Origin of the sequence: Rhizobium sp. CECT 9324, assembly GCF_918741265.1 — a bacterium.
GTDB lineage: Bacteria > Pseudomonadota > Alphaproteobacteria > Rhizobiales > Rhizobiaceae > Allorhizobium.
Genome location: NZ_CAKKMZ010000001.1, coordinates 3242557 through 3265241, shown reverse-complemented (window position 1 = coordinate 3265241; position 22685 = coordinate 3242557). Strand labels below are relative to the sequence as shown.

The following is a 22685-nucleotide window of genomic DNA, read 5'->3' as shown; positions in this document are numbered from 1 at the left end:
ATGGCTTTGCCATTCTCAATCGAAAGGTTCTTGCAGATGACGCTCCTGATTCTCGGTATCATCCTGTTCATAGGCGTCCATATGATCCGCGTCGTCGTTCCGGGCTTTCGCCAGGCGATGATTGCGAAACTGGGACGCGGCGGATGGGGCGGGCTGCATTCGGTCATGAGCATCGGTTCGCTGGCCGTGCTGGTCTGGGGCTATGCGGCGGCACCGATCGTCAATCTTTGGTTCCCGCCCATGGGCATGAACCACCTGACTGTCACGCTCATGCTGTTTGCCTCGATCTGTCTGGTTGCCGGCCTGATGCCGGCCGGTCAAATCGCCATGAAGACCAAACATCCGATTGTGCTGGCGGTGAAGATCTGGGCGCTGGCGCATCTGCTGTCGAACGGCGATCTTCGCTCGGTCCTGCTGTTTGTCGCGTTTCTCGCCTGGGGCGTGGTGTTGCGGATCAACTACAAGCGCCGTCTTCGGGCCGGCGAGATCACGCCGCAAGCCTTCGTCTCGACCCGGTTCGACATCTATGCCGTGGTCGGCGGTATCGCCTTGTGGGCACTGATCACCTTCTGGCTGCACGAGATCTTGATCGGTGTTGCACCGCTTGCCATGTGAGCCGTTAGCCTTTTGGCGGTTTTCCCCTTACAAGCGGGCAAAAATCGGTTAGAAGGCCGCTCACGCAGTGAAATGCATGGAAAGGCCGGCAGTGTCCGGGAATGAGTATGGTTGACAACAACGACAGCTTTATCCGCGAAGTGAACGAGGAGCTGCGCTCCGATCAGGTGCGCAATGCCTGGAAGCGCTACAGCCGGCTCATTATCGCCGCCGCGGTCCTGATCGTTGTCGGCACGGCCGGGCACCGGCTGTGGAACCATTGGCATTCGACCCAGGCGTCGGATGCCGGCGACAAGTTCCTGGCGGCCCTCAGCCTTGCGGACCAGGGCAAGAATGACGAGGCGGAAGCTGCCTTGAAGGCGCTCGAGCAGGACGGCTACGGCGCTTACGGCGTGCTGTCGCGATTCCGTGCTGCAACGGTTCTCGGCCAGAAGGGCGATCTGCCTGCAGCCGTTGCCTCGTTCCAGGCAATCAGCCAGGATACGGCGGTTCCGGAGATCATCCGCAATACGGCGAAGATCCGCGCAGCCTGGCTGCTGGTCGATGCCGGTACCTATGAGCAGGTGTCCGCCGAAGTCGAAGCCATGGCAACGCCGACCAATGCCATGCGTCATGCTGCGCGCGAAGCGCTTGGTCTTGCCGCCTACAAGGCAGGCGACATGACCCGGGCCCGCGAATGGTTCGAACAGATCACCGAGGATGCCGAGGCGCCGCGCAATGTTGCGAACCGCGCCCAGATGCTTCTCGACAACATCACGGCTTCCGGCAAGGCGCCGTAAGCCAGCTTGGGCGCCTGCGCCCGGAAGGACGAAGTTTCATGAGTTTCACCGTCGCCATCGTCGGGCGCCCAAATGTCGGCAAGTCGACGCTGTTCAACCGTCTGGTTGGCAAGAAGCTGGCGCTTGTCGATGACACGCCAGGGGTCACCCGCGACCGGCGTCCGGGCGATGCCAAGCTCGTGGACCTGCGTTTCACCATCATCGACACCGCCGGTCTGGAAGAGACTGGCCCGGACACGCTCGAAGGCCGCATGCGCGCCCAGACCGAACTGGCGATCGACGACGCGGACCTGACGCTGTTCGTGGTCGATGCCAAATTCGGCCTGACGCCGCTCGACAAGACATTCGGCGAGTTGCTGCGCCGGCGCGGCAAGCCGGTGGTGCTGGTCGCCAACAAGTCGGAAGCCAAGGGCTCCGATGGCGGCTTCTACGATGCTTACACGCTCGGTCTTGGCGAACCGGTTCCGATTTCGGCCGAACACGGCCAGGGCATGATCGATCTGCGCGATGCCATCGTCGAGGCGATCGGCGAGGATGTGGCCTTCCCGGAAGAAATCGATGAGCCGGAAACCGACGTTGACCTGCGCGGTGAAGAGGATTTCGACGACGACTACGAGCCGGAATATGACGACAGCAAGCCGCTGCGCGTGGCCATTATCGGCCGCCCGAATGCCGGCAAGTCGACGCTGATCAATCGTTTTCTCGGCGAAGACCGTCTGCTGACGGGACCGGAAGCCGGCATTACCCGCGACAGCATTTCGGTCGAGTGGGACTGGCGCGGCCGGATGATCAAGATGTTCGACACGGCAGGGATGCGCAAGAAGGCGCGCGTCCAGGAGAAGCTTGAAAAGCTCTCGGTCGCCGATGCGCTGCGCTCGATCCGTTTTGCCGAAACGGTGGTCATCGTGTTCGATTCGACCATTCCGTTCGAGAAGCAGGACCTGCAGTTGGTGGATCTGGTGATCCGCGAAGGCCGTGCTGCGGTTCTGGCATTCAACAAATGGGACCTGGTCGAGGATCCGCAGGCAGTTCTGGCCGAATTGCGCGAGAAGACCGACCGTCTGCTGGCGCAGGCGCGTGGCATTCGTGCTGTCCCGATCTCCGGCCAGACCGGTTACGGCCTCGACAAGCTGATGCAGGCGGTGATCGATACGGACCGCGTGTGGAACCGTCGTATCTCGACCGCCAAGCTCAACCGCTGGCTCGATACGCAGCAGATCCAGCATCCGCCACCGGCGGTATCCGGCCGACGCCTGAAGCTGAAATACATGACGCAGATCAAGGCGCGCCCGCCGGCGTTCATGATTTCCTGCACGCGACCGGAAGCGGTTCCGGAAAGCTATATCCGTTACCTGACGAATGGCCTGCGCAATGATTTCGAGATGCCGGGCGTTCCGATCCGCATCCATTTCAAGGCGAGCGACAACCCGTTCGAAAACCGCAAGCGGAAGCGCTAACCGCGCTTGCTAAATGGCATCGGCATCGGCAGATCTTGTGCTGAGCCGCTGCCGCAGGCCGCGTTTGCGCCTTTGTGTCCTGGCTTCCACGACATTGTCGAAGAACTGTTCCGTGGCCGCTTGCCAGGAAAAGGTTTCAGCCAGCGCCCGCGCGGCCTCGGGTGAACCCTGCAAGGCGCTGAGGCAAGCGACCTGCAGATCCTTGTCCAGGGCTCCAGCGGTCGAGCCCTGGGGAATGATGTCGACCGGGCCTGTCACGGGATAGGCAGCGACCGGAACGCCGGATGCCAACGCTTCGAGGATCGTATTGCCGAATGTGTCGGTCTTCGATGGAAAGACAAAGACGTCGGCCTCGGCATAGGCCCCGGCCAGATCTTCGCCATGCTTGACGCCGGTGAAATGCACATCCGGATAGCGCGCCTGCAGTTCGGCGCGGGCAGGGCCATCGCCGACCACCACTTTCGAGCCCGGCAGATCGAGATCGAGGAAGGCGGAGAGGTTCTTTTCCACCGCGACACGGCCGACCGTCATGAAGATCGGGCGCGGCAGGCCGAATGGCTTTTCGCTTTTCGGGCGCGGGTGGAAATTCTCGGTATCGATACCACGGCTCCACAGGCAGAGGTTCTTCACACCGAGGCCCGAAAGTTCCTGGCGCAGGCTCACTGTTGCCACCATGCAGGCGCCGCTGCGATTGTGGAACCAGCGCACATAGGCATAGAGCCACGATGCGCGAACCGGCAGGCGGGCCGCGACATATTCGGGAAAGCGGGTGTGGTAACTGGTGGAAAACGGCTGCTTGTTGCGGATACACCAATGCCGGGCCATCAAACCGAGCGGGCCTTCGGTGGCGATATGCACATAGTCGGGCTGTTGGCTCTTGATCATCCGGCCCACCTGGCCGGGCATGGCAAGCGATAGACGGATTTCCGGATAGGTCGGCATGGGTATGCTGGAGAACGGCTCCGGCGTGATCATGGAAACCGTGACACCCATCCTGGCGAGTTCGCGATTGGTGTTTTCGATCGAGCGCACCACGCCGTTGACCTGCGGGTGCCAGGCATCGGTGACGATGGTCAGTCTCGGCATGGCGGATCGCGTTTTCCGGAATCGCATCACGGGCTTGGAGCGATTCCTGCAAGTTTTTCCTGCAAACGATATGGCGGTGGAACATTACAGCTTGATGTCAGTCTTCATGTGACACCTCAATTGCCACTCGCGCAGGCGCTGTGCTCACCTATAGTACATGGACTGCGTCCCGCCGCTGATTCCCGCCAAAAGGATTTCTCGATGACCAAGAGCACCACCAAGACTGCCGCCACCGCAAAGACGACAGACTGGTGGCGCGGGGCGGTGATCTATCAGGTCTATCCGCGTTCCTTCCAGGATACCAACGGCGACGGCATAGGCGATATCAAGGGCATTACATATCGGTTGCCCTATATCGCATCGCTGGGTGTCGATGCGATCTGGCTATCGCCTTTCTTCACCTCGCCGATGGCCGACATGGGGTATGACGTGTCCGACTACTGCGATGTCGATCCGATGTTCGGGACACTGGCCGATTTCGACGCGATGATGAACGAGGCGCATCGGCTGGGGCTGAAGGTGATGATCGACCAGGTGATTTCGCACACGTCAGACCAGCATCCGTGGTTCAAGGAAAGCCGGGCGAGCCGCGACAATCCGAAAGCCGATTGGTATGTCTGGGCGGCGGCAAAGCCGGACGGCACGGCGCCGAACAACTGGCTTTCTGTTTTCGGTGGACCGGCCTGGGAATGGGACGGCGTGCGCAAGCAGTATTTCATGCACAACTTCCTCGGTTCGCAGCCTGACCTCAATTTTCACAACAAGGAAGTCCAGCACGCGTTGCTGGAAACGGTGAAGTTCTGGCTGGACCGCGGCGTCGACGGCTTCCGTCTCGATACGGTGAACTATTATTTCCACGACAAGGAGCTGCGCGATAACCCGCCGCATGCGCCCGACAGCGACGATGCCGGCCTCGATGCGCCCGACGTCAATCCTTATGGCATGCAGAGCCATCTCTACGACAAGACGCAGCCGGAGAATATCGAGTTCCTCAAGCGCTTCCGTGCACTTCTCGACCAGTATGAGGGGCGAACGACGGTCGGCGAAGTTGGGGACGGCGCGCGTTCACTAAAGACCGTGGCCGCCTATACGGCTGGCGGCGACAAGCTGCATATGTGCTACACGTTCGACCTGCTCGGACCCGATTTCACCCCGTCGCATATCCGCCATTGCGTCCAGTCGTTCCAGAATCAGGTGGCCGACGGCTGGGTGTGCTGGGCCTTCTCCAACCATGATGTGAACCGCCACGTCAGCCGCTTCATGCAGAATGCCGACGAGCGGGCGGCGGTCGCCAAGCTGGCGATCAGCGTGCTGTCGACGCTGCGCGGTTCTGTGTGCCTGTATCAGGGTGAAGAACTGGGCCTTCAGGAGGCAGAACTGCAGTTCGAGGATCTGCGCGATCCCTACGGCATCCGCTTCTGGCCGGCCTTCAAGGGGCGCGACGGATGCCGCACCCCGATGGTCTGGGACAAAGCCAAGAAGCAGGCCGGTTTCTCCACCGGCAAGCCTTGGCTGCCTGTGCCGGCGGACCATCAGGCCCTGGCCGTCGATGCGCAGGAAAAGGACAAGGGCTCGGTGCTCTGGCACTACCGCGAAGCCTTGGCGTTCCGCAAGGAGCATGCGGCACTGGCAGACGGCGACATGCATTTCCTCGCGACCAACGAGGATGTGCTCGCCTTCACCCGCAGCAAGGGCGAAGAGCGGCTGCTGTTCATCTTCAACCTGCGTCGCGGTCCACAGGAGTTCTCGCTGCCGGACCATCTGAGCGTGAAGCAGGTCCTGCCGTTGCCGGGGCTGCATGCGCATCTCAAGGACGGGGTCGTGCAGCTCGATGCGCTGGACGGTTTCTGCGCCAAGATCTGAAGGTCAGGCTTCGGCCAACTGCTCCGGCTGGCTTTTGAGCCGGCTGACATCGGTGAGAGGCGGCGCGCCAAACTGGCGGCGGTATTCCCGGCTGAACTGCGACGGGCTGTCGTAGCCGACCCGACGCCCGGCGCTTGCTGCATCCAGCGCTTCCGTCAGGATCAGCCGGCGGGCTTCCTGCAGCCGCAGTTGTTTCTGGTATTGCAATGGGCTCATATTGGTCATGGCGCGAAAATGTTCATGCAGCGATGAACTGCTCATGCGCGCCTCCTGCGCCAGCTGGTCGATCGAAAACGGCCGGTGGAAGTTGTTGCGTATCCAGCCGATCGCACGGTTGACGTTCTGCAGACGGTGGTTCGGCGTCAGCATCTGATGCAGCAGGCCGGCGTGTTCGCCGCGCAGCAGAAGGTACAAGAGTTCGCGTTCCACCAGAGGCGCAAGGAAGGGTATATCCTGTGGCCGGTCGAGCAGGGCAACGAGGCGGACCGCTGCATCGTGCAACGCGGCCGGCGTTTCGGCCACGCCCAGGGCCTTGCAGGAGGGGGCGGTCTGGGCGATCGGCGCATTCATCTCGAGCACCAGGGTGCCGAGAAGCGCCAGATCAAGATCGAGCCGCAGGCACAGATATGGCTCTTCGGCACTGGCTTCGCAAACATGGCCGACAACCGGCAAGTCGAGGGATGCCACCAGATGGCTTCCCGCCCCGTATTCCATCAGATTTTCGCAAAGTTTCAATCGTTTGCGACCCTGCGCGATCATGCAGATCGAGGGCTTGTGGACGGCATGCAAGGGCTCTGTGGGCTGGCTTGCCCTGACGAGCGTCAAGCGTGGCACTGCCGTCTCGTGCACCCCTTCATCCTTGGCGTGTCGTGCAATCATGTCCCGCAATGTCGTTCGTGCTGTCATGCTGTCCATGCGTCAAAGCCTTGTATTGCCGTTGGTCTGACATGCTAGTTAGGAACGGTTGGGTTTCTGGCCAATCGGACTATCGTGCAATTCGGAGGATTGTGCAATCCTTTCGGGCGTCTGTTCTACCACTTCGCAGGAAGCGCTTCCCATATGGGGATGGTCTGCCGACGGGCGGCGGACCCGAGACCCAGGAGGATGTTTCCATGGCTGCATTTCAATACCTGCTGGAAAGCCCATTGCGCTGGACACAATCGAGGACACGACGCGTGTTTGCGACGATCCGGCAAACCTGTGTCGCGCGGCGCGACGCGGATGAACGGAGATACGGCCTCAATGGCTGAGTTCACAAACGTCTCATCCGGACTTGTCGCGCTGATCGTTTCACTCTCTTTCATTGCTTTTTTTGTGCTGGTGCCGATCCGAGCGGACAGGCAGCAGTCAGTTCCCACGACCAGTCAGGAGAAAGACATGGCAACTCACCCTTACGTCGGATTGTGGGTGACCGGAGACGGTCACATCCGTCACGAACTTCTGCCGAGCGGCCGTTACATCGAGGGTCGCGGCAGCCGCGAGCGTGCCTATGAAGGACGCTACGAGGTGCGCGGCAGTCAGATCAACTATTGGGATGACAGCGGCTTCATCGCCGATGGCGAGTTCCGCAGCGACATTCTGTATCATGCGGGCATGGTGCTTTACAGGCACTGATTGCCGATCCATGCCGGGCGAGGGTTACATGCCCTCGTCCGGAATGTTCAAGACATTGCCGCAGGCCTTGCAATGGACCGCGTCGGCATCATGGCGCTGCAGCCCGCATTCGGGACAGGGGAACGACACCTTGTAAGGCCGGACGATTGCCTGGGCGAGGCGGACGAAGAGCGAAATTCCGATGATCATGGTGACGATGGAGGTCAGCTTGCCCGTTGTGCCGGGAAGCGTGATATCGCCGAAGCCGGTGGTGGTCACGGTCGCGACAGTGAAATACAGTGCATCGATGAAGCCGGTTCCTGCATCTTCTGCATAAAAGAAGAAAGTGTAGACAAAGCCGGTCACCAGGAAAAGAAAGACCAGAAGGTTGATGAACGCGGTGACGACGTCGACCTGTTCGCGCAGGCCAAGGCGGCGCAGCATCAACGTGAACACCGGCCGCTGCACCACTGCCCAGATGCGGGCGACGCGCAGGAAGGCGAAATTGAACAGCCACTGCGGAAACAGCAGCGTCCCGAGAACGAAGATATCGACCCAGGTCATCGGCTTGCTCGCAAAGCGCCGCGTGCTGGAAGAGGCCGACCATTGGGCGGCAAGTTCCAGGGCAATCCAGATGGCGATGCCGTAGTCGAGAATCAGATAGGTCGGCCGATCGCGCAGATAGGGGCCGGCGAGAAAAAAGCCGATGATCGCGAGATCGATGACCATCAGCGCCACCTGGAAGCGGATCGCTGCGGTATGATGGCCGAAATAGAGGCTGGCAAGGCGCTGGCGGAGATTGGTGAAGGTTTTCGAACTCAGATCAGCGGTCATCAAGCTCTTCTCAATAGTGATAGCGACATTGCGCAATGACGACCATCTGGTCGTCGCCGTTTCCGATTATCTGATAGACCAGCCGGTGTTCCTGCGTAACGCGGCGCGACCAAAAGCCCTTCAGTATCCCTTTCAGCGGCTCTGGCTTTCCTTTGCCGTCAAAAGGCTGGCGAAGGGTGTCGCGAATGAGATCGTTGATCCGCTCCAGCGTTTTCCGATCCGTCTGCTGCCAATAGAGATAGTCCCGCCAGCCATCACCGGTAAAGGCGAGCCGCATCGTCAGGCTCCCAGCAGCGTCTTCATTTCGATCGGTTCATAGCGGCCTTGGCGGATCTCCTCACCGGCGCGTAGGAGGCGTTCCGCATTCGCAGGGGATGATAGAAGATGGATCGTCTCCATCAGGCTGTCATATTCATCTTTGCCCATCAATACGGCCGATGGTTTGTCGCGGCGCAGGATTTCTATTGCTGCAGCGTCATCGTTGACCTTGTCGAGAAGGCCTGCCAGTTCCGCGCGTGCTTTTGAAAAGAAGATCGTGTCCATGGCCGCCTCCAGACTTGTCCCCAATATGGTACAAGTTGGACCTTTTGCCAATGCTCATCCAATCAGGCAGAACTTGTCGACATCGACCATGCCCTTGTCGGAGATCTTCAGGTGCGGGATGACCGGCAGCGGCAGGAAGGCGACCTGGAGGAAAGGCTCCTGCAGGGTCGTGCCGAGCGCATAAGCCGCCTTGCGCAGTTCGTGCAGCGTGTCGCGGACGCTTTCATAAGGCTCGAGGCTCATCAGGCCGGCGACGGGTAGCGGGATTTCGCCGGTCACCTTGCCCTCCTCGACTACGACGAAGCCGCCCTTGATTTCGCCCAGTCGATTGGCAGCAATGGCCATGTCGTCTTCCGAGACGCCAACGACGCAGATGTTGTGGCTGTCATGGCCGACGGTTGAGGCGATCGCGCCTTTCTTCAGACCAAAACCCTGGACGAAGCCGTTGGCGTGGTTGCCGTTCTTGCCGTGGCGTTCGATGACGGCGACCTTGATGATATCGTTTGCGAGATCGACGGTCGTCTGGTTACCGGAGGAGGGCAGGCGGTAGCGGCGGTATTCGGTGATGATCTTGCCGGGAAGCACACCCATGACTGGGGTCTCGCCTTCCGTAACCGGCACACCGAAATCGGCCGATTTGACAATGCGCGCCCTGACGCTGTCGAGGCCGACGGGCACGACGGGCTTTCGGGTGGCAAAGAGTTCTGCGGTAACACGTCGGCCGCCGGCAAAGACGATCTCGGCCTTGCAGTTTTCCAGGCTGTCGACCACGACCAGATCGGCACGCCAGCCGGGCGCAACAAGGCCACGGTCACGGAGCCCGAAGGCACGGGCGGCCGAGATCGAGGCGGCGCGGTAGATGGCGAGCGGATCGACGCCATGGGCGATTGCCGTGCGGATCATGTAGTCGAGATGGCCTTCCTCGGCGATGTCGAGCGGGTTGCGGTCGTCGGTGCACAACGCGAGAAACGGTGAGAGGCGCTCGGTGATGATCGGCATCAGCGCATGCAGATCCTTAGATACGGAGCCCTCGCGCACAAGGATGTGCATGCCCTTGCGGATCTTCTCCATCGCCTCTTCGGCTGTGGTGCATTCGTGCTCGGTGCGGATGCCGGCTGCGAGATAACCGTTCAGGTCGAGCCCACGCAACAGTGGGGCATGACCGTCGATATGGCCGCCCTGGAAGGCTTCGAGCTTGGCCATGCAGATCGGATCCTTGTGGATCACGCCGGGGAAATTCATGAATTCGGCAAGGCCGATGACTTTCTGATGATCACGGAACGGCAGCAGGCGCTCGATCGGCAAGTCGGCGCCTGCAGTCTCCAGATGTGTGGCCGGCACGCAGGACGAGAGCTGGACGCGGATGTCCATGATCGTCTGTTCGGCACTGTCGAGGAAGAACTGGATGCCTTCGGTGCCAAGAACATTGGCAATCTCGTGCGGGTCGCAGATCACGGTGGTGACCCCATAGGGCAGGACACAGCGGTCGAACTCGTGCGGCGTCACCAGCGAGCTTTCGATGTGCAGGTGGGTGTCGATGAAACCGGGGACGACGATGCGGCCGGTGATGTCGACTTCCTCGCGCCCGACATAGGTGCCACAGGTGCCGACGACGGTATCGCCGCAGATGGCGATGTCGGAAGAAACGAGTTCGCCGGTGACCAGATCGAAGAAGCGTCCGCCTTTCAGGACGATGTCGGCGGGTTCGCGGCCGACACCCTGGTCAATGCGGTGTTCGAGATTGCTCATGGGCGTTCACTCCGATTCCTGGCGTTTGGCCGACTGTAGCGGCTCGCGAAACCGAGGGGAATGGTGCGCAGGCGTCAGTCGATGATCTCGACGGTGAATGCAAAGCGCATGCTGTCACCGGCGGCAAGGGCCACCGTGAACGGGCGCTCGACCAGTTCGGCCGTGCCGCCGGCATGGGCTGCCATGCCATGCCATGGCTCGACGCAAAGGAAGGGCGCGCCGGGTTTCTGCCAGAGCGCGATATTGGGCAGGTTGTCGAAGGTGAAATGCAGGGAGGGACCACCTTCCGCCGCAAAGGTCAGGCCGGTGCCGGCGCCTTCGGGGAAGATCAGGGCGTCGTTGTCGAACAGCGCATGTTCCAGTGCCAGCCTGCCGCCTTTGAAGGGCGATGTGTCGAGCGTCTTGCCGATCAGGCCGTCTTCCAGCTGGATGACCGGCGGTTCCGCACCATTGTCGAGGATGACTGTATGCGGCCGTCCGTCCGCTCCGGGCAAGGGCCAGAGAAAGGCGGGATGGAAGCCGATGGCAAAGGGAAGTGGCGCGTCCCCCATGTTGTGCACCGTCGCGGTGACACAGAGGCTGCGGGCCTCCAGCCGATGCTCAAGCATCAGGCGGAAATCGAAGGGATAGACTTTGCGTGTCGCCGTCGAGGAGACGAGTTCGTGCGTGCAGGCGGCTGGGCCTTTGGAAACCAACGAAAATTCCAGCCGCCGCGCTATGCCGTGCTGGGCCATCGGGTAGGGGGTGCCGTTGACTGCCAGGATGTCTCCCGGTGCCTTGCCGACGATCGGGAAGAGGATCGGCGAGCGTCCGGTCCACCAAGCCGCATCGCCATTCCACAGCCAGTCGCGCCCGTCCACCGTCTTCAGCGACTGCATTTCCGCGCCGAGCGATGATACTTCGACGGCGAGGTCGTCATTGCTGATGCGAATCGTCTCGGACATGGCGGCTCCTTTGGTCTTTGCACATATCCTAGGCGGATTGACCGGCGAGCGCGATGGGAAAAGGCGACCATCTCCGGCCGCCTTTTCCATCTCTTCGGTCTGTATTCCGGTTGCGGGCTTATTCAGCCGCGACCGTCTTGCCGCCTTCCCACTTGTAGACGGCGAAGCTCTGCGAGCTGAGATCGCCGGTTTCGCCATAGGTCAGCTTGCCGATGGCGGTCGGGATTTCCGAACCGTCCTTCAGGGCTGCAGAAACGGCTTCAGCATCGTCGGCACTGCCCGCCTTGGTGATGCCGGCGGCGATCACTTCAACCGCGGCATAGGCGTTCAGCGTGAAGGCTTCCGCCGGAATGTTCTTGGCCGTCAGCGCGTCGGCCGCTGCCTTGCTGTCGGCATTCTTGAGGGCATCGGCGGCATTGGTGTAGATCGTGCCTTCCGCTGCCGGACCACCGACATTGATATATTCATTGTTCGACAGGCCATCACCGGCAATCATCTGGGCCTTGAGCCCGACATCCTGCATCTGGCGGACCAGCAGGCCGGCTTCCGGATGATAACCGCCGAAATAGATGACTTCCACGCCTTCGGCCTTCAGGCGCGAGATAAGGGCGCTGAAATCCTTATCACCCGCTGTCAGCGCGTCGTTGAAGACTTCCGTGACGCCACCGGCGTTCAACGCGGTCTTGAAGGCATCCGCGAGACCCTTGCCGTATTGTCCCTTGTCATTGAGGATGGCGATCTTCTTGTCCTTGAAATTGGCAAGGACAAAGCGGGCGGCGACTTCTGCCTGCTGGTCGTCGCGGCCGCAGGTACGCAAGACCGTCGTCAGGCCGCGGGCGGTGAGGTCCGGCGCCGTTGCGGTCGGGGTGACCATGAGGGTGCCGTTTTCGGCAAAGACGCTGGAGGCAGGAACAGCCACGCCTGACGTAACCGGGCCGACGACAAAACGGATATCTTCGCCGATCAGCTGGTTTGCCGCCGAAACGCCCTGCTTGGGTTCGCCGGCGTCGTCAGCAATCTTCAGGACGAGCTGTTCGCCGTTGACGCCGCCCTTCTTGTTGATTTCCTCGATCGCGGTTTCGGCGCCATTTTTGATCTGCGCTCCAATCGCCGCCAGCGGACCGGTGAGCGGTGCCATCAGGCCGATGGTGATGTCGGCGCGAGCGGCGGGTGCGGCTGCGAGAAGGGCGGCAAGGGCCGCTCCGGCGAGAAGTTGAAACTTCATGTCTGTCTCCTTGGGGCGGCGCGCCGATCTGCGTCGGTTTTCACGCCATTCGGGTTATTTTGTTTCGTCCCAGCGCTCTGCGGCTTAGCGAAAAATAGCGCCGGATAAAAGCCCGGATGCGATCACTTCCATCCTTGGCGAGCGTGGGCAGATGCTGTATTTTTTGCAGATGTGTTGGCTCCACTTGACTGACCGCTGCCAGCGAAGAGGCCAAAAAAAGGTGACGCTTCCGACCAGCGCTTAACCGGCGAGCGTTTGACCGGGGCGAACTCGCCTGAAAAGCACCAGTCGGTCAGAGGATGGCGACGCGCTCTCCGAACGGAGTGTCGTCGTCGAAGTTCTGGGTGCCGATCCGGTCGCTTTCGCCGGACAATTTCGGCGGCTGCTCGCTTTGCTCCGTCTCTTCGGACGGGTCGACAGGTTCGAACCATTGGCGGCTGTGCGGATGCTGCTCGTCGGGATCGACTGTCGCCTCCTGCTCCTTGCGGCGGGCAAGCTCTGCAATTGCAATTTTCTGCAGTTCGAGCAGGTCGTCGTTGATCTGCGACTGTCGTGCGGCAATCCAGGCGTTGTTGGCATCCGATCGCACGTTCAACGTGTGGTCGATCTGGCTCGGCATGGAAGCTTCTGATCTGGATATGCGATTGACCGGGTCGACCATGGACTTCTCCTAATGGGACCTGTGTCCGCTGGCATGCTGCCGATGACCTGATGTCAACGGCGAAGCGGCCTTGGACTGCTGCGCTTCAACGACCGAACTGCGACACGTCCATCCGCATCAAGAGCGGCCGTGCGGCTCTTGTCATGAAAGATAAGGCGCATGGCGGTGTTGTGCAAGGCTGGGCCGCTCCTGTCCGCACTTCTCCTGCGCAAACGTGCTGTCGGCAACAAAAAAAGAGCGGCCAGTGGTGGCCGCTCTTTCGGATCCGATGAGTGAATGGGTCAGATGTTCTTCATCAGCACCTTGCGCAGCTTGTCGAACAATTCGTCGATTTCCGCCTTGGAAATGATCAGCGGCGGCGAGAGTGCGATGATGTCGCCGGTGGTGCGGATCAGCAGGCCATCATTGTAGGCCTGCAGGAAGGCGTTGAAGGCGCGCTTGGTCGGTTCGCCATCGATGGGCTTCAGCTCGATCGCGCCGATGAGGCCAATATTGCGGATGTCGATGACATTCGGGCAATCACGCAGTGCGTGCAACTGCTCTTCCCAATAAGGCGCCAGCTCATTGGCGCGGGTGAGCAGGCCTTCTTCCTTGTAGGTGTCGAGCGTGCCGAGGGCGGCTGCCGATGCGATCGGGTTGCCGGAATAGGTGTAGCCGTGGAAAAATTCGATCAGGTGTTCCGGGCCGTTCATGAAGGCGTCGTGAATTTCGCCGGTGACAAAGACGGCACCCATCGGGATGACGCCATTGGTCAGGCCCTTGGCGGTGGTGATGATGTCCGGCTTGACGTCGAAATACTGGGCGGCAAACGGTGCGCCGAGGCGGCCGAACCCGGTGATGACTTCATCGAAGATCAACAGGATGCCATGCTTGGTGCAGATCTCGCGCAGGCGCTGCAGGTAACCCTTCGGCGGGATCAGAACGCCGGTGGAGCCTGCAACCGGCTCGACGATGACGGCGGCGATGGTCGAGGCGTCATGCAGGGTGACAATGCGCTCCAGTTCGTCGGCGAGGTCGCCGCCATGCTCGGGCATTCCCTTGGAGAAGGCGTTCTTGGCCGGCAGATGGGTATGCGGCATATGGTCGACGCCGGTCAGAAGCGTGCCGAACATCTTGCGGTTGGTGACGATGCCGCCGACCGAGATGCCGCCGAAATTGACACCGTGATAACCGCGCTCGCGGCCAATCAGGCGGGTGCGCGATCCGTGGCCTTTGACGCGCTGGTAGGCGAGCGCCACCTTCAATGCCGTCTCGACGGATTCGGAGCCGGAATTGGTGTAGAGAACGTGATCCATGCCTTCCGGCGCCAGATCAACCAGGCGGTTGGCGAGCTCGAAGGCCTTGGGGTGGCCGAGCTGGAAAGCGGGGGCGTAGTCAAGTTCGCCAGCCTGTTCGCGGATCGCCTCGGTAATCTTCGGACGGCAGTGACCGGCATTGACGCACCATAGGCCGGCTGTGCCGTCGAGAACCTGGCGACCGTCATGGGTGGTGTAGTACATATCCTTGGCGCCGACGAACATGCGCGGCTCTTTCTTGAACTGGCGGTTCGCGGTGAACGGCATCCAGAAGGCGCGCATGTCGTTGGGCGTTGCGTTGAGGCGGTTGGACATTCTGATCTCCGAGGCGAAGTGTCTGTGGGGCCATATCCCAGCGGGCGAAGCAAGCGCTCTGATAAATTGATCGCGCGGTCAAATTATCAGGGCGCCAAGAGGCGTCAAGGCGCCATCACGAAAGGTCATCAGTCCTGCTGGTTTTGGTGATGAATGCGGGCTTGGGGCCGCTTTCATCCAGATGCTGCCGTCCGCAAACTGCCCAAGAGGCGATTGGCACCAAACAAAAGAATACCCCGGCCAGGGCTGAGCCTTGACCGGGGTTTCTGGACGCTGCGCTGGCATGGTGCGGCAAGGGATTTGTCGCTCCGTGTCTGATTTCAGGTGCCTTAGACGCTTTTCATGCCTCAGCAATTCCTCCCCAGGTGCCAAGGCATGGCGTTCATGGCAGCGCTGTCATCAAGCGGCGGATTTGCTTGCGGCGGGCGCGCAGTAGATGCTTTCGAGCGTCGACAGGATCTTGATGACCGATTCCGACGTGCTCGAATAGTAGATGGTCTGCGCGTCACGACGGGTCTTGACGAGTTTCTGGGCGCGCAGCTTCGAGAGATGCTGCGACAATGCGGACTGGCTCAGGCCAACCTGCGATGCCAGAACACCGACCGGAACCTCACCTTCGACAAGGCTGCAGAGGATCATCAGACGCTTCGGATTGGCCATAGCGGACAGCAAACCGGCGGCAACAGTCGATTGTTCGGACAATGCTTTCGTTTTCATATGTTTAACTTTCCTTTTCGAGCGCCTGGGGGAAGGGCAGTCGTTGAAAATCCGTCATTTGGCTTATCCGCGAACTTTATCAGTACCGATCAAATTGTATATGCCTAAATTTAAGGTACGGCGTATGCTGAATTAGGTAACTCTAAAAACAGTTGTTCTTGTGTTCGGATCGGTGCGGAGAATTCGTGACGAACTAGCAAGTCTTTGTAAATTATATCAATTCCCTGCGAATCAAAGCCGCAAAACGCCCATTTTCCTGAGGGAGCCTTGTGCAATTCCATGGCAATACGAGAGGCGAGATTTGGGAAGCGCTCCCCTAAATCTAGTAGTGTCTTTTGCTCATTTTTGAACAAGTTTCCGCTGGGGTTGCCAATGATAAAATCATCTTCGCTCAGAAGATAGGCACGCCCGAAGCCGCCATTCAGACTGGCGCTGCGCGGTACAAGGCGAAAGAAACGAAAATCCGGAAAATCGATATACAGCGCCGATTTCGGATGGCGGGCGAGGAATCGCGTGCGCAGGCGAAGATGGGTTTCGCTGTCGCGTTCGACCGGTTCGGCCGTGCATTGAACGCTCAGCCGCGGATAGGCGAGCGGGTCGCCCTTGCCGGGTTCTCCGGCCAGAAGCGACGTGCGGCCGTCTGCGGTCAGGGCCTTGGTATGGGCGGAAAGTCCCGAGACCAGAATGACGGCTGCGCCGTCGATGTCGCTGCCGAGCAGCACCCGGCTGACGGACGGAAATCGGGTTTCGGGGTCGATCACGCCGATGGCGGCAAAACGCGCACCGCGCAGCAAAATGCGCGCCTGGCGGCGCGCATCATTGTCGGTTTCCCGAATCACCGATGGTTTGTCTGGCATCTCGTCCTCTTGCGCGCCGAATGTCCTGACGGCGTGGCGCGCAAGGGGTCAGGTTCTTCGGCGATGTTTGGTCAGTCCGCTCACCACATCCTGGGCGCTGATCGTGCCGATCACTGTGCCGTTGTCAACCACGCCGATCGTGCCGGGTTGACGTGCCAGCGCGTCGAGGATCTCGACGAGAGGTGTCTGTGGCTTGGCTGTTGCGGTGACGGCATCCGCGCCGTCAGCGATGCCGGTATGCATCACGTCGGCGGCGGTCAGCATGTTGATCGGGTTCATGTTCTGCACGAAATCGGCAACATACTGGTCGGCGGGGTTTTGAACGATCTGCTGTGGCGTGCCACACTGGATGATCCGGCCGCTCTCCATGATGGCGATGCGGTTGCCGATGCGGAAGGCTTCGTCGAGATCGTGGCTGACGAAGAGGATGGTCTTCTTCAGGCGGGACTGGAACTCCAGCAACTCGTCCTGCAGTCGGGTCCGGATCAGCGGGTCGAGTGCCGAGAATGGCTCGTCCATCAACAGGATCGGGGCGCCGGTGGCAAAGGCGCGGGCAAGACCGACGCGCTGCTGCATGCCGCCCGACAACTCGTTGACCTTGCGATCGGCCCATTTGGTCAGGTTGACCAGTTCCAGCTGCTCGGCGACCATCGCCTTGCGCTCGGCATCGGGAACACCGGCGAGTTCGAGGCCGAAGCCGACATTGTCGGCGACGGTGCGCCAGGGCAGCAATGCGAACTGCTGGAAGACCATCGAGACCGTGTGCATGCGCAGATCGCGCAGCGATTTGGCCGAGGCCTTGTAGGGATCGACCTGTCCGGTCTCAGTGCGGACGCTGACATTGCCGCGCACGACCGGCGCAAGGCCGTTGACGGCACGCAGAAGCGTTGATTTGCCGGACCCGGAAAGACCCATCAGGACGAGGATCTCGCCCTCTTTGACGGCCAGGGATGCGCCGGCGACGCCGAGCACCAGGCCGGTTTCCGCACCGATTTCATCGCGGGTCTTGCCCTGATCCACCAAGGCGAGCGCCTTGTGCGGCTGGTCGCCGAAGACAATATCGACATTGCCGAAGATCACTGCGTCGGTCATGCGCCATCCTCTGCGTTTTCAGTTCGGAACATCCGGTCGAGGATGATGGCGAGGATGACGATGCACAGGCCGGCCTCGAAACCTCTGGCGATGTTGACGGTATTCAGCGCACGAACGACCGGGACGCCGAGGCCGCTGGCGCCAACCAGGGCCGCGATGACGACCATAGATAGGGACAGCATGATGGTCTGGGTTAGGCCTGCCATGATCTGCGGCATGGCAAACGGCAGTTCGACCTTGCGCAATACCTGGGTCGGCGTGGCACCGAAGGCTTGTGCTGCCTCGACCAGCGAGGGGGGCGTGGAGATCACGCCAAGGCGCGTCAGGCGGATCGGGGCGGGGATGGCGAAGATCACCGTTGCAATCAGGCCCGGCACCATGCCGAGGCCGAACAGGATCAGCGCCGGGATCAGGTAAACGAAGGTCGGGATCGTCTGCATCAGGTCGAGAACGGGCCGCATGAAGGCATAGATCCACGGGCGGCGGGCGGCCGTGATGCCGAGAGGAACCCCGATCAGCATGCTGACGCCGGCAGAGGCGAGCACAAGCGCTAGCGTTTCCGTCGTCTCTTTCCAGTAGCCCTGGTTGTAGATCAGCAGCAGCCCAAGACAGGTGAACGCGGCAATGCCGATTGAACGCCTGAGAAACCAGGAAAACGCCGTGAACAGGAAGATGAGCACAAAGGCGTTCGGCCATTGCAGCACAAACAGAAGCGCGTCGATCGCTGAGGACAAGACGGTGGAAAGCCAGTCGAAAAACCAGTCGGCATTTGCCGTCAGCCAGTCGACGAAGTCTTTCGCCCAGTTGCCCAGCCGCAACTTGCCGCTGGAATCAATAAGCCATTCGGGGAGCCAATTCACGTTCTGACACCTGCCTGATCACACAGAAATAGGGGCGGAAATGAAAGCGGGCCGGAGTGACCGGCCCGCAGTTTCATTAGAGGCCGAGGGCGGCCTTGACAGCCGGCAGCGCTTCGCCACCGTCCCGGGTGGTGACACCGGCGAGCCAAGGTTCGATCGCAGCACCGTTGGCCTTGAGCCAGGTGGTTGCGGCAACCTGCGGATCCTCACCATCGTTGAGGATCTTGCCCATGATCTGGTTTTCCATGTCGAGCGAGAATTTCAGGTTCGAGACGAACTTGCCGACATTCGGGCACTCGGCAACAAAGCCGGCGCGCGTGTTGGTGTAGACGGTCGCGCCACCGAAGTTCGGGCCGAAGGTCGAGTCACCACCGGTGAGGTAGGTGAGTTCGAACGACGAGTTCATCGGATGCGGAGCCCAGCCGAGGAAGACGACCGGTTCGCCGGCCTTTTCGGCGCGGGCAACCTGCGCCAGCATGCCCTGCTCGGACGATTCGACGACTTCCAGGCCGCCCATGCCCATTTCATTCTTTTCGATCAGGGTCATGACCAGGCGATTGCCGTCATTGCCCGGCTCGATGCCGTAGATCTTGCCGTCCAGGGCATCCTTGTGCTTGCCGATGTCGGAGAAATCCTTGATGCCGAGTTCGGCGCCCTTGGCATTGGTGGCGAGCGTGTATTTCGCGCCTTCCAGGTTTGCGCCGAGCGATTCAACGGACTTGTCGTCGAGATAGGGCTTCACGTCCTTTTCCTGGGCCGGCATCCAGTTGCCGAGGAAGACGTCGATGTCCTTGTTCTTCAGCGATTGATAGGTGACCGGAACGGACAGAACGGTGATTTCGGGCTCGTAGCCAATGGCTTTCAGCACGACGGCTGCGGTTGCTGTGGTCGCCGTGATATCGGTCCAGCCGACATCCGAGAAGCGGACCTTTGTACAGCTATCCGGATCGGCGGCATTGGCGGGCGTCAGGCCGAAGGCCATGACCGACACGGTCGCGGCAAGAGCGGTGCGGTAGAAATTGAGTTTGGTCATGATCAGGCTCCCGTTTTTTATTAAGTTCCCAAGTCAACAGTTATTAAACCACAATTGCAAGCGGGCCCGTTGCATTTGCGCCGCAGTGCCCTCCCTGTTTGCGACGCAAGAGGTTTTTCTGGATGGTTGCATGCCAAGGGGACTTTGGGATCGGTAAAATTCGGCAGTCTGATTGATTGCAATCAGCGTGCTTTCGGCATTTCAATGCAGCTTCATGTGGGTCGGCCAGACGGTGGCCATGTCGATGACGAAGGGGATGAATTCTTATGAAGATGGCTTTCAATCTGCTGCTGGGTTTCGGGCTCGTGATGCCTTTTTCGGCCTTGGCGGATGGCGACCCCGTTGCCGGCGCCACTGCGTTCAAGGCCTGTCAGGCCTGTCACACCGCGACGGAGGCAAAAAACAAGGTTGGTCCGAGCCTTCAAGGCATTGTCGGACATCCGGTAGCCACCGTCGCGGGCTACAAATATTCGAAGGCGATGACCGATTTCGGCGCCGGCAAGGTCTGGGACGAGGCTTTGCTGGCCGAATATCTGAAAGCACCGAAGGTGTTGATCAAAGGCACGAAAATGGCGTTTGCCGGCGTCAAGGCAGACGCTGATGTCGCCAACATCATCGCTTATCTGAAGGATCCGGCCGCAGCTGGACAATAGCGCCTATCACGAGGTCTCAGGCCCGGCCGATCAAATTCCCGCACTGTCAGGGGTTCGCCCCTTGTTCGGTGCGGGCCGCCATCCATATCCAGTTGGAAACTTAGCGCCGATGTGCAGTGCGATACTTCCGCAACCTGTGAATTGCGTTATGGTCGCGACACATTGGGACGGCATAAGCCGTCGGGGTCGAAATGGGAGATGACATGGCTACGTTGCAATCGTTTGATAGCGAGATCGAGAAAACCCGCACGATTGTCGCGGATATGCGCGGCAAGATCGACCAGTCGGGGGCTCTGCTCGACAGCTTCGCCAAAAGCGATGCCAAGATCTCCGACCAGAATTTCGATATCGAAAATGCCCGGATCGAAGACGTGATCAAGCAGCAGAAGACCATGGAGGCGAATATCGCCGACCTGATCATCGGCCTTGAAGATGCAACCAATGTCTTCGGCAGCGAATTCGAGAGCATGAAGAGCTTTACCGGCTTCGAGAAGTTCGTCGGAATCTTTTCCCGCCAGCGTTCGCAGCGGATGCGCACCGAACGGGTGCGCAACATGTCGCTGGCCGGCAACCTGCAGGACCTGTTGTCGAAGTCGGACAGCATTGTCGGCATCCTGAAGGAGCAGCGCGCGGTGCTTGATACGCGCTACAAGAGTTCCGAGACGAGCCTGATCGAGGTGATCGAACGCCGCAAGGTAACGATCGACAATCTGGAACAGACCCAGAAGCGCATCGAGACGCTCAACCCGATGTTGCTCGACATTGAAAACAAGATCGCCGCCTCGACCGAGCAGTCGCAGCGGACCGATCTGGAGGCGGAACGCTCGAAGCTTGCGACCGAATACAATCAGGCGCAGGCGCGCGAGCAGGAGCTGCTCGCCGAAAGCCAGACGCTGGAGCGTTACACCTCGATGTTCCAGACCTTCGTCGATTCACTCAACAATCAGATCGCGGCACAGAACACGCTGATCAACAAGCTGACCATCGATACCGAGCAGCGCATCGTGCTTTACAAGGCGCTGGAGGATTCGCTGAAAACGGCAGCCCAGCAGGAGGTCGCCCACCGGATCAACACGCTCGGCAGCCAGGTGGACACGGCGGCGGAAGAGACCATGGCCGGGATTGGCGCCGCCGCCCAGCGCCATATCGGCGACCTTCTGGAACTGCACGAAAAGAACATGCTGTCGACGCAGGACATCCAGCGCCGCAAGAAGCTGGCCGACGAGGCTTTTGCCCGGCGTTTCCAGAGCGTGCTCGACAAGCACAATTCGGCCAACTACGTGAAGCCGTGATGCCTGCGGTTTGGGTCTATTGTACCTGCGGGCGGGCGTGCTTCGGAGCAATGCCTGAGGCGCGTGGATGAACGACGTGGCGAACAACACGGCGGTTGCGCAGTATTTCTCCACCATGGCGGCAGCGCTTGGCGGCCTGGATATCCATTTTGGCAATCCGGACGCCCGGCTGGCCGACAACGGCCCTTCAGCGTCGGTCCTGCTGCCTTACATTGACCGCCTGCGCAATTCGTTTGCCTGCTGGCAGAACCGCATCGGTTTTACCGAACAATTCCGTGTGTCACGAGCCGAAAGCGGCTTTCCGGTTTTCCAGAATGTGCTGGAACTGGAAAACGACCGGGCCGGCGCCGCCAAGCGACTTGCGACCATTCCGGCTGCGCGCTCGCTGCGCGAAGAGATGGTCGATTTCATTCTGCGCCAGAAGGAATTTCCCTCGGCTCTCCAGACGCAGATTGCCGAGCGTCTTTATCTGGAGCAGATCGGCAAGGGGGAGATTTTTTCACCCCTGATCCTGCCGGAGACGATCGGCGTGACCGTCAATCCGACAAGTCGCAGGCCGAGCTATCTGGTCACCTGGGCGGCTTTCGATGGCACCAGTACCTTGCCCATGGTCTATGTGGCGACGATCGAGGATTCGTCCGACAATGTCGTCAAGCTGCTGGTGACCGACGAGGGCGGGTTGAACAGCGATATGGACATTCCGCTGCCGGTCGGTGGGTTGCTTAATCCGGAGCTGGCACGGCTGTTCGATGACTTTGTCGCCAGGAATTCCTCCTATTCGCTGACGCCGGCCACCATTGCCACCAATATGGACAGGGATTTCCCGACGCTGCATCCGAAGTCGGTGCGGCGCATCGTGCTGGGTCCATTTTATTCCGCCGGCATCACCGAGAATGCCGGGCGGGTGAACGAGATCCTGTCCAGGGTGCGCAAGCCGGAAAACGCCTGGGTGATGACCTGGACGGTGCAGGAAGTGTTTTCGAAGCGCGAACAACCGGCCCAGAAGGGCTTCTTTTCCTCCACGCCCGCTGTTCAGGAATTCCATATCGAAACCCATGACCTGGAAGCGGCGCGCATGGGGGTTTCGTCCTATGAAAAGCACGTGCTTGTGCCGCATGACGCCTATCAGGCGCTCTATGCGTCTGGCGAGGCGAAGACGATTTTCGGCAATTTCAAGGTGCATGTGATTTCTGGCAACCAGATTGTGAGCGAGGTCTGACCG

Annotated in this window: 23 protein-coding genes; 8 read left to right on the top strand and 15 right to left on the bottom strand. The window is 60.3% G+C overall.

The window, feature by feature from the left end; all coding sequences use genetic code 11:
* The first annotated feature begins 36 nt into the window (after nt 1–36).
* From LQ231_RS15895 to der, 3 genes are all read left to right on the top strand, one after another.
* On the top strand, nt 37–615 hold the full coding sequence (locus LQ231_RS15895) for an NnrU family protein (protein ID WP_230172120.1): 579 nt from the start codon (nt 37–39) through the stop codon (nt 613–615).
* A gap of 107 nt (nt 616–722) precedes the next feature.
* Complete coding sequence (locus tag LQ231_RS15890) at nt 723–1394, top strand: tetratricopeptide repeat protein (protein WP_113141935.1); 672 nt, start codon at nt 723–725, stop codon at nt 1392–1394.
* Between the two features lie 38 nt (nt 1395–1432).
* Nucleotides 1433–2851 (top strand): ribosome biogenesis GTPase Der, encoded by a 1419-nt coding sequence (der, locus tag LQ231_RS15885; protein WP_007603341.1) that lies wholly within the window; start codon nt 1433–1435, stop codon nt 2849–2851.
* A gap of 9 nt (nt 2852–2860) precedes the next feature.
* On the opposite strand, the gene LQ231_RS15880 is transcribed toward der, so the two are convergent.
* Complete coding sequence (locus LQ231_RS15880; RefSeq protein ID WP_230172117.1) at nt 2861–3937, bottom strand: glycosyltransferase family 1 protein; 1077 nt, start codon at nt 3935–3937, stop codon at nt 2861–2863.
* A 201-nt stretch (nt 3938–4138) separates the two neighbouring features.
* On the opposite strand from LQ231_RS15880, the gene LQ231_RS15875 reads away from it, so the two are divergent.
* The gene (locus tag LQ231_RS15875; protein ID WP_230172116.1) at nt 4139–5800 is read left to right on the top strand and encodes an alpha-glucosidase family protein; all 1662 of its coding nucleotides are present in this window, start codon (nt 4139–4141) and stop codon (nt 5798–5800) included.
* A gap of 3 nt (nt 5801–5803) precedes the next feature.
* On the opposite strand, the gene LQ231_RS15870 is transcribed toward LQ231_RS15875, so the two are convergent.
* Nucleotides 5804–6715, bottom strand: coding sequence for an AraC family transcriptional regulator (locus LQ231_RS15870; protein WP_230172115.1), 912 nt, complete (start codon nt 6713–6715; stop codon nt 5804–5806).
* Between the two features lie 327 nt (nt 6716–7042).
* Between LQ231_RS15870 and LQ231_RS15865 the strand changes: the two genes are divergently transcribed.
* On the top strand, nt 7043–7414 hold the full coding sequence (locus LQ231_RS15865; protein ID WP_230172114.1) for an Atu4866 domain-containing protein: 372 nt from the start codon (nt 7043–7045) through the stop codon (nt 7412–7414).
* A gap of 24 nt (nt 7415–7438) precedes the next feature.
* Here the strand turns inward: LQ231_RS15865 and LQ231_RS15860 are convergent, their stop codons facing one another.
* The 13 genes from LQ231_RS15860 to LQ231_RS15800 form a co-directional block, all read right to left on the bottom strand.
* A complete protein-coding gene (locus LQ231_RS15860) occupies nt 7439–8227 on the bottom strand; it encodes a potassium channel family protein (protein ID WP_230172113.1) in 789 nt (262 codons plus the stop codon).
* 10 nt (nt 8228–8237) lie between these two features.
* Nucleotides 8238–8504 (bottom strand): Txe/YoeB family addiction module toxin, encoded by a 267-nt coding sequence (locus LQ231_RS15855; protein WP_230172112.1) that lies wholly within the window; start codon nt 8502–8504, stop codon nt 8238–8240.
* A 2-nt stretch (nt 8505–8506) separates the two neighbouring features.
* Nucleotides 8507–8770, bottom strand: coding sequence for a type II toxin-antitoxin system prevent-host-death family antitoxin (locus LQ231_RS15850; protein ID WP_230172111.1), 264 nt, complete (start codon nt 8768–8770; stop codon nt 8507–8509).
* A 54-nt stretch (nt 8771–8824) separates the two neighbouring features.
* Nucleotides 8825–10519, bottom strand: coding sequence for an adenine deaminase (gene ade / locus LQ231_RS15845; protein ID WP_230172109.1), 1695 nt, complete (start codon nt 10517–10519; stop codon nt 8825–8827).
* A 74-nt stretch (nt 10520–10593) separates the two neighbouring features.
* Nucleotides 10594–11463, bottom strand: coding sequence for an aldose 1-epimerase family protein (locus LQ231_RS15840; protein WP_230172106.1), 870 nt, complete (start codon nt 11461–11463; stop codon nt 10594–10596).
* Nucleotides 11464–11581: 118 nt separating this feature from the next.
* Entirely contained in the window at nt 11582–12688 is a 1107-nt protein-coding gene (locus LQ231_RS15835) for a branched-chain amino acid ABC transporter substrate-binding protein (protein ID WP_230172104.1), read from the bottom strand.
* Between the two features lie 292 nt (nt 12689–12980).
* Nucleotides 12981–13349, bottom strand: coding sequence for a hypothetical protein (locus LQ231_RS15830; RefSeq protein ID WP_230172103.1), 369 nt, complete (start codon nt 13347–13349; stop codon nt 12981–12983).
* Nucleotides 13350–13630: 281 nt separating this feature from the next.
* A complete protein-coding gene (locus tag LQ231_RS15825) occupies nt 13631–14959 on the bottom strand; it encodes an aspartate aminotransferase family protein (RefSeq protein ID WP_230172102.1) in 1329 nt (442 codons plus the stop codon).
* Nucleotides 14960–15358: 399 nt separating this feature from the next.
* Nucleotides 15359–15676: a metalloregulator ArsR/SmtB family transcription factor gene (locus tag LQ231_RS15820; RefSeq protein ID WP_230172101.1), complete on the bottom strand. Its 318-nt coding sequence runs from the start codon at nt 15674–15676 to the stop codon at nt 15359–15361.
* A gap of 110 nt (nt 15677–15786) precedes the next feature.
* Complete coding sequence (locus tag LQ231_RS15815; RefSeq protein ID WP_230172100.1) at nt 15787–16533, bottom strand: HugZ family protein; 747 nt, start codon at nt 16531–16533, stop codon at nt 15787–15789.
* Nucleotides 16534–16581: 48 nt separating this feature from the next.
* The gene (gene choV, locus LQ231_RS15810; protein WP_230172099.1) at nt 16582–17625 is read right to left on the bottom strand and encodes a choline ABC transporter ATP-binding protein; all 1044 of its coding nucleotides are present in this window, start codon (nt 17623–17625) and stop codon (nt 16582–16584) included.
* On the bottom strand, nt 17622–18485 hold the full coding sequence (gene choW / locus LQ231_RS15805) for a choline ABC transporter permease subunit (RefSeq protein WP_230172098.1): 864 nt from the start codon (nt 18483–18485) through the stop codon (nt 17622–17624). Before choW ends, choV begins: the two co-directional genes overlap by 4 nt.
* Nucleotides 18486–18561: 76 nt before the next feature.
* Nucleotides 18562–19467, bottom strand: coding sequence for a choline ABC transporter substrate-binding protein (locus LQ231_RS15800; RefSeq protein WP_230173387.1), 906 nt, complete (start codon nt 19465–19467; stop codon nt 18562–18564).
* A gap of 323 nt (nt 19468–19790) precedes the next feature.
* On the opposite strand from LQ231_RS15800, the gene LQ231_RS15795 reads away from it, so the two are divergent.
* From LQ231_RS15795 to LQ231_RS15785, 3 genes are all read left to right on the top strand, one after another.
* Nucleotides 19791–20171: a cytochrome c family protein gene (locus LQ231_RS15795; RefSeq protein WP_113142508.1), complete on the top strand. Its 381-nt coding sequence runs from the start codon at nt 19791–19793 to the stop codon at nt 20169–20171.
* A 203-nt stretch (nt 20172–20374) separates the two neighbouring features.
* Nucleotides 20375–21463 carry a hypothetical protein gene (locus LQ231_RS15790; RefSeq protein ID WP_230172096.1) on the top strand — a complete coding sequence of 363 codons (1089 nt, stop codon included), beginning with the start codon at nt 20375–20377 and terminating at the stop codon, nt 21461–21463.
* A 67-nt stretch (nt 21464–21530) separates the two neighbouring features.
* Nucleotides 21531–22682, top strand: a complete 1152-nt coding sequence (locus tag LQ231_RS15785) for a hypothetical protein (protein ID WP_230172094.1) — start codon at nt 21531–21533, stop codon at nt 22680–22682.
* Nucleotides 22683–22685: the final 3 nt, after the last annotated feature.

Coding starts and splice junctions, on each gene's coding strand:
- LQ231_RS15875 (WP_230172116.1), top strand. CDS start 4,139: ATGACCAAGAGCACCACCAAGACTGCCGCCACCGCAAAGACGACAGAC.
- LQ231_RS15895 (WP_230172120.1), top strand. CDS start 37: ATGACGCTCCTGATTCTCGGTATCATCCTGTTCATAGGCGTCCATATG.
- LQ231_RS15820 (WP_230172101.1), bottom strand. CDS start 15,676: ATGAAAACGAAAGCATTGTCCGAACAATCGACTGTTGCCGCCGGTTTG.
- LQ231_RS15890 (WP_113141935.1), top strand. CDS start 723: ATGGTTGACAACAACGACAGCTTTATCCGCGAAGTGAACGAGGAGCTG.
- LQ231_RS15855 (WP_230172112.1), bottom strand. CDS start 8,504: ATGCGGCTCGCCTTTACCGGTGATGGCTGGCGGGACTATCTCTATTGG.
- LQ231_RS15830 (WP_230172103.1), bottom strand. CDS start 13,349: ATGGTCGACCCGGTCAATCGCATATCCAGATCAGAAGCTTCCATGCCG.
- ade (WP_230172109.1), bottom strand. CDS start 10,519: ATGAGCAATCTCGAACACCGCATTGACCAGGGTGTCGGCCGCGAACCC.
- choV (WP_230172099.1), bottom strand. CDS start 17,625: ATGACCGACGCAGTGATCTTCGGCAATGTCGATATTGTCTTCGGCGAC.
- LQ231_RS15790 (WP_230172096.1), top strand. CDS start 20,375: ATGGCTACGTTGCAATCGTTTGATAGCGAGATCGAGAAAACCCGCACG.
- LQ231_RS15785 (WP_230172094.1), top strand. CDS start 21,531: ATGAACGACGTGGCGAACAACACGGCGGTTGCGCAGTATTTCTCCACC.
- der (WP_007603341.1), top strand. CDS start 1,433: ATGAGTTTCACCGTCGCCATCGTCGGGCGCCCAAATGTCGGCAAGTCG.
- LQ231_RS15815 (WP_230172100.1), bottom strand. CDS start 16,533: ATGCCAGACAAACCATCGGTGATTCGGGAAACCGACAATGATGCGCGC.
- LQ231_RS15835 (WP_230172104.1), bottom strand. CDS start 12,688: ATGAAGTTTCAACTTCTCGCCGGAGCGGCCCTTGCCGCCCTTCTCGCA.
- LQ231_RS15840 (WP_230172106.1), bottom strand. CDS start 11,463: ATGTCCGAGACGATTCGCATCAGCAATGACGACCTCGCCGTCGAAGTA.
- LQ231_RS15880 (WP_230172117.1), bottom strand. CDS start 3,937: ATGCCGAGACTGACCATCGTCACCGATGCCTGGCACCCGCAGGTCAAC.
- LQ231_RS15800 (WP_230173387.1), bottom strand. CDS start 19,467: ATGGCCTTCGGCCTGACGCCCGCCAATGCCGCCGATCCGGATAGCTGT.
- LQ231_RS15795 (WP_113142508.1), top strand. CDS start 19,791: ATGGCTTTCAATCTGCTGCTGGGTTTCGGGCTCGTGATGCCTTTTTCG.
- LQ231_RS15865 (WP_230172114.1), top strand. CDS start 7,043: ATGGCTGAGTTCACAAACGTCTCATCCGGACTTGTCGCGCTGATCGTT.
- LQ231_RS15860 (WP_230172113.1), bottom strand. CDS start 8,227: ATGACCGCTGATCTGAGTTCGAAAACCTTCACCAATCTCCGCCAGCGC.
- LQ231_RS15870 (WP_230172115.1), bottom strand. CDS start 6,715: ATGGACAGCATGACAGCACGAACGACATTGCGGGACATGATTGCACGA.
- LQ231_RS15850 (WP_230172111.1), bottom strand. CDS start 8,770: ATGGACACGATCTTCTTTTCAAAAGCACGCGCGGAACTGGCAGGCCTT.
- LQ231_RS15825 (WP_230172102.1), bottom strand. CDS start 14,959: ATGTCCAACCGCCTCAACGCAACGCCCAACGACATGCGCGCCTTCTGG.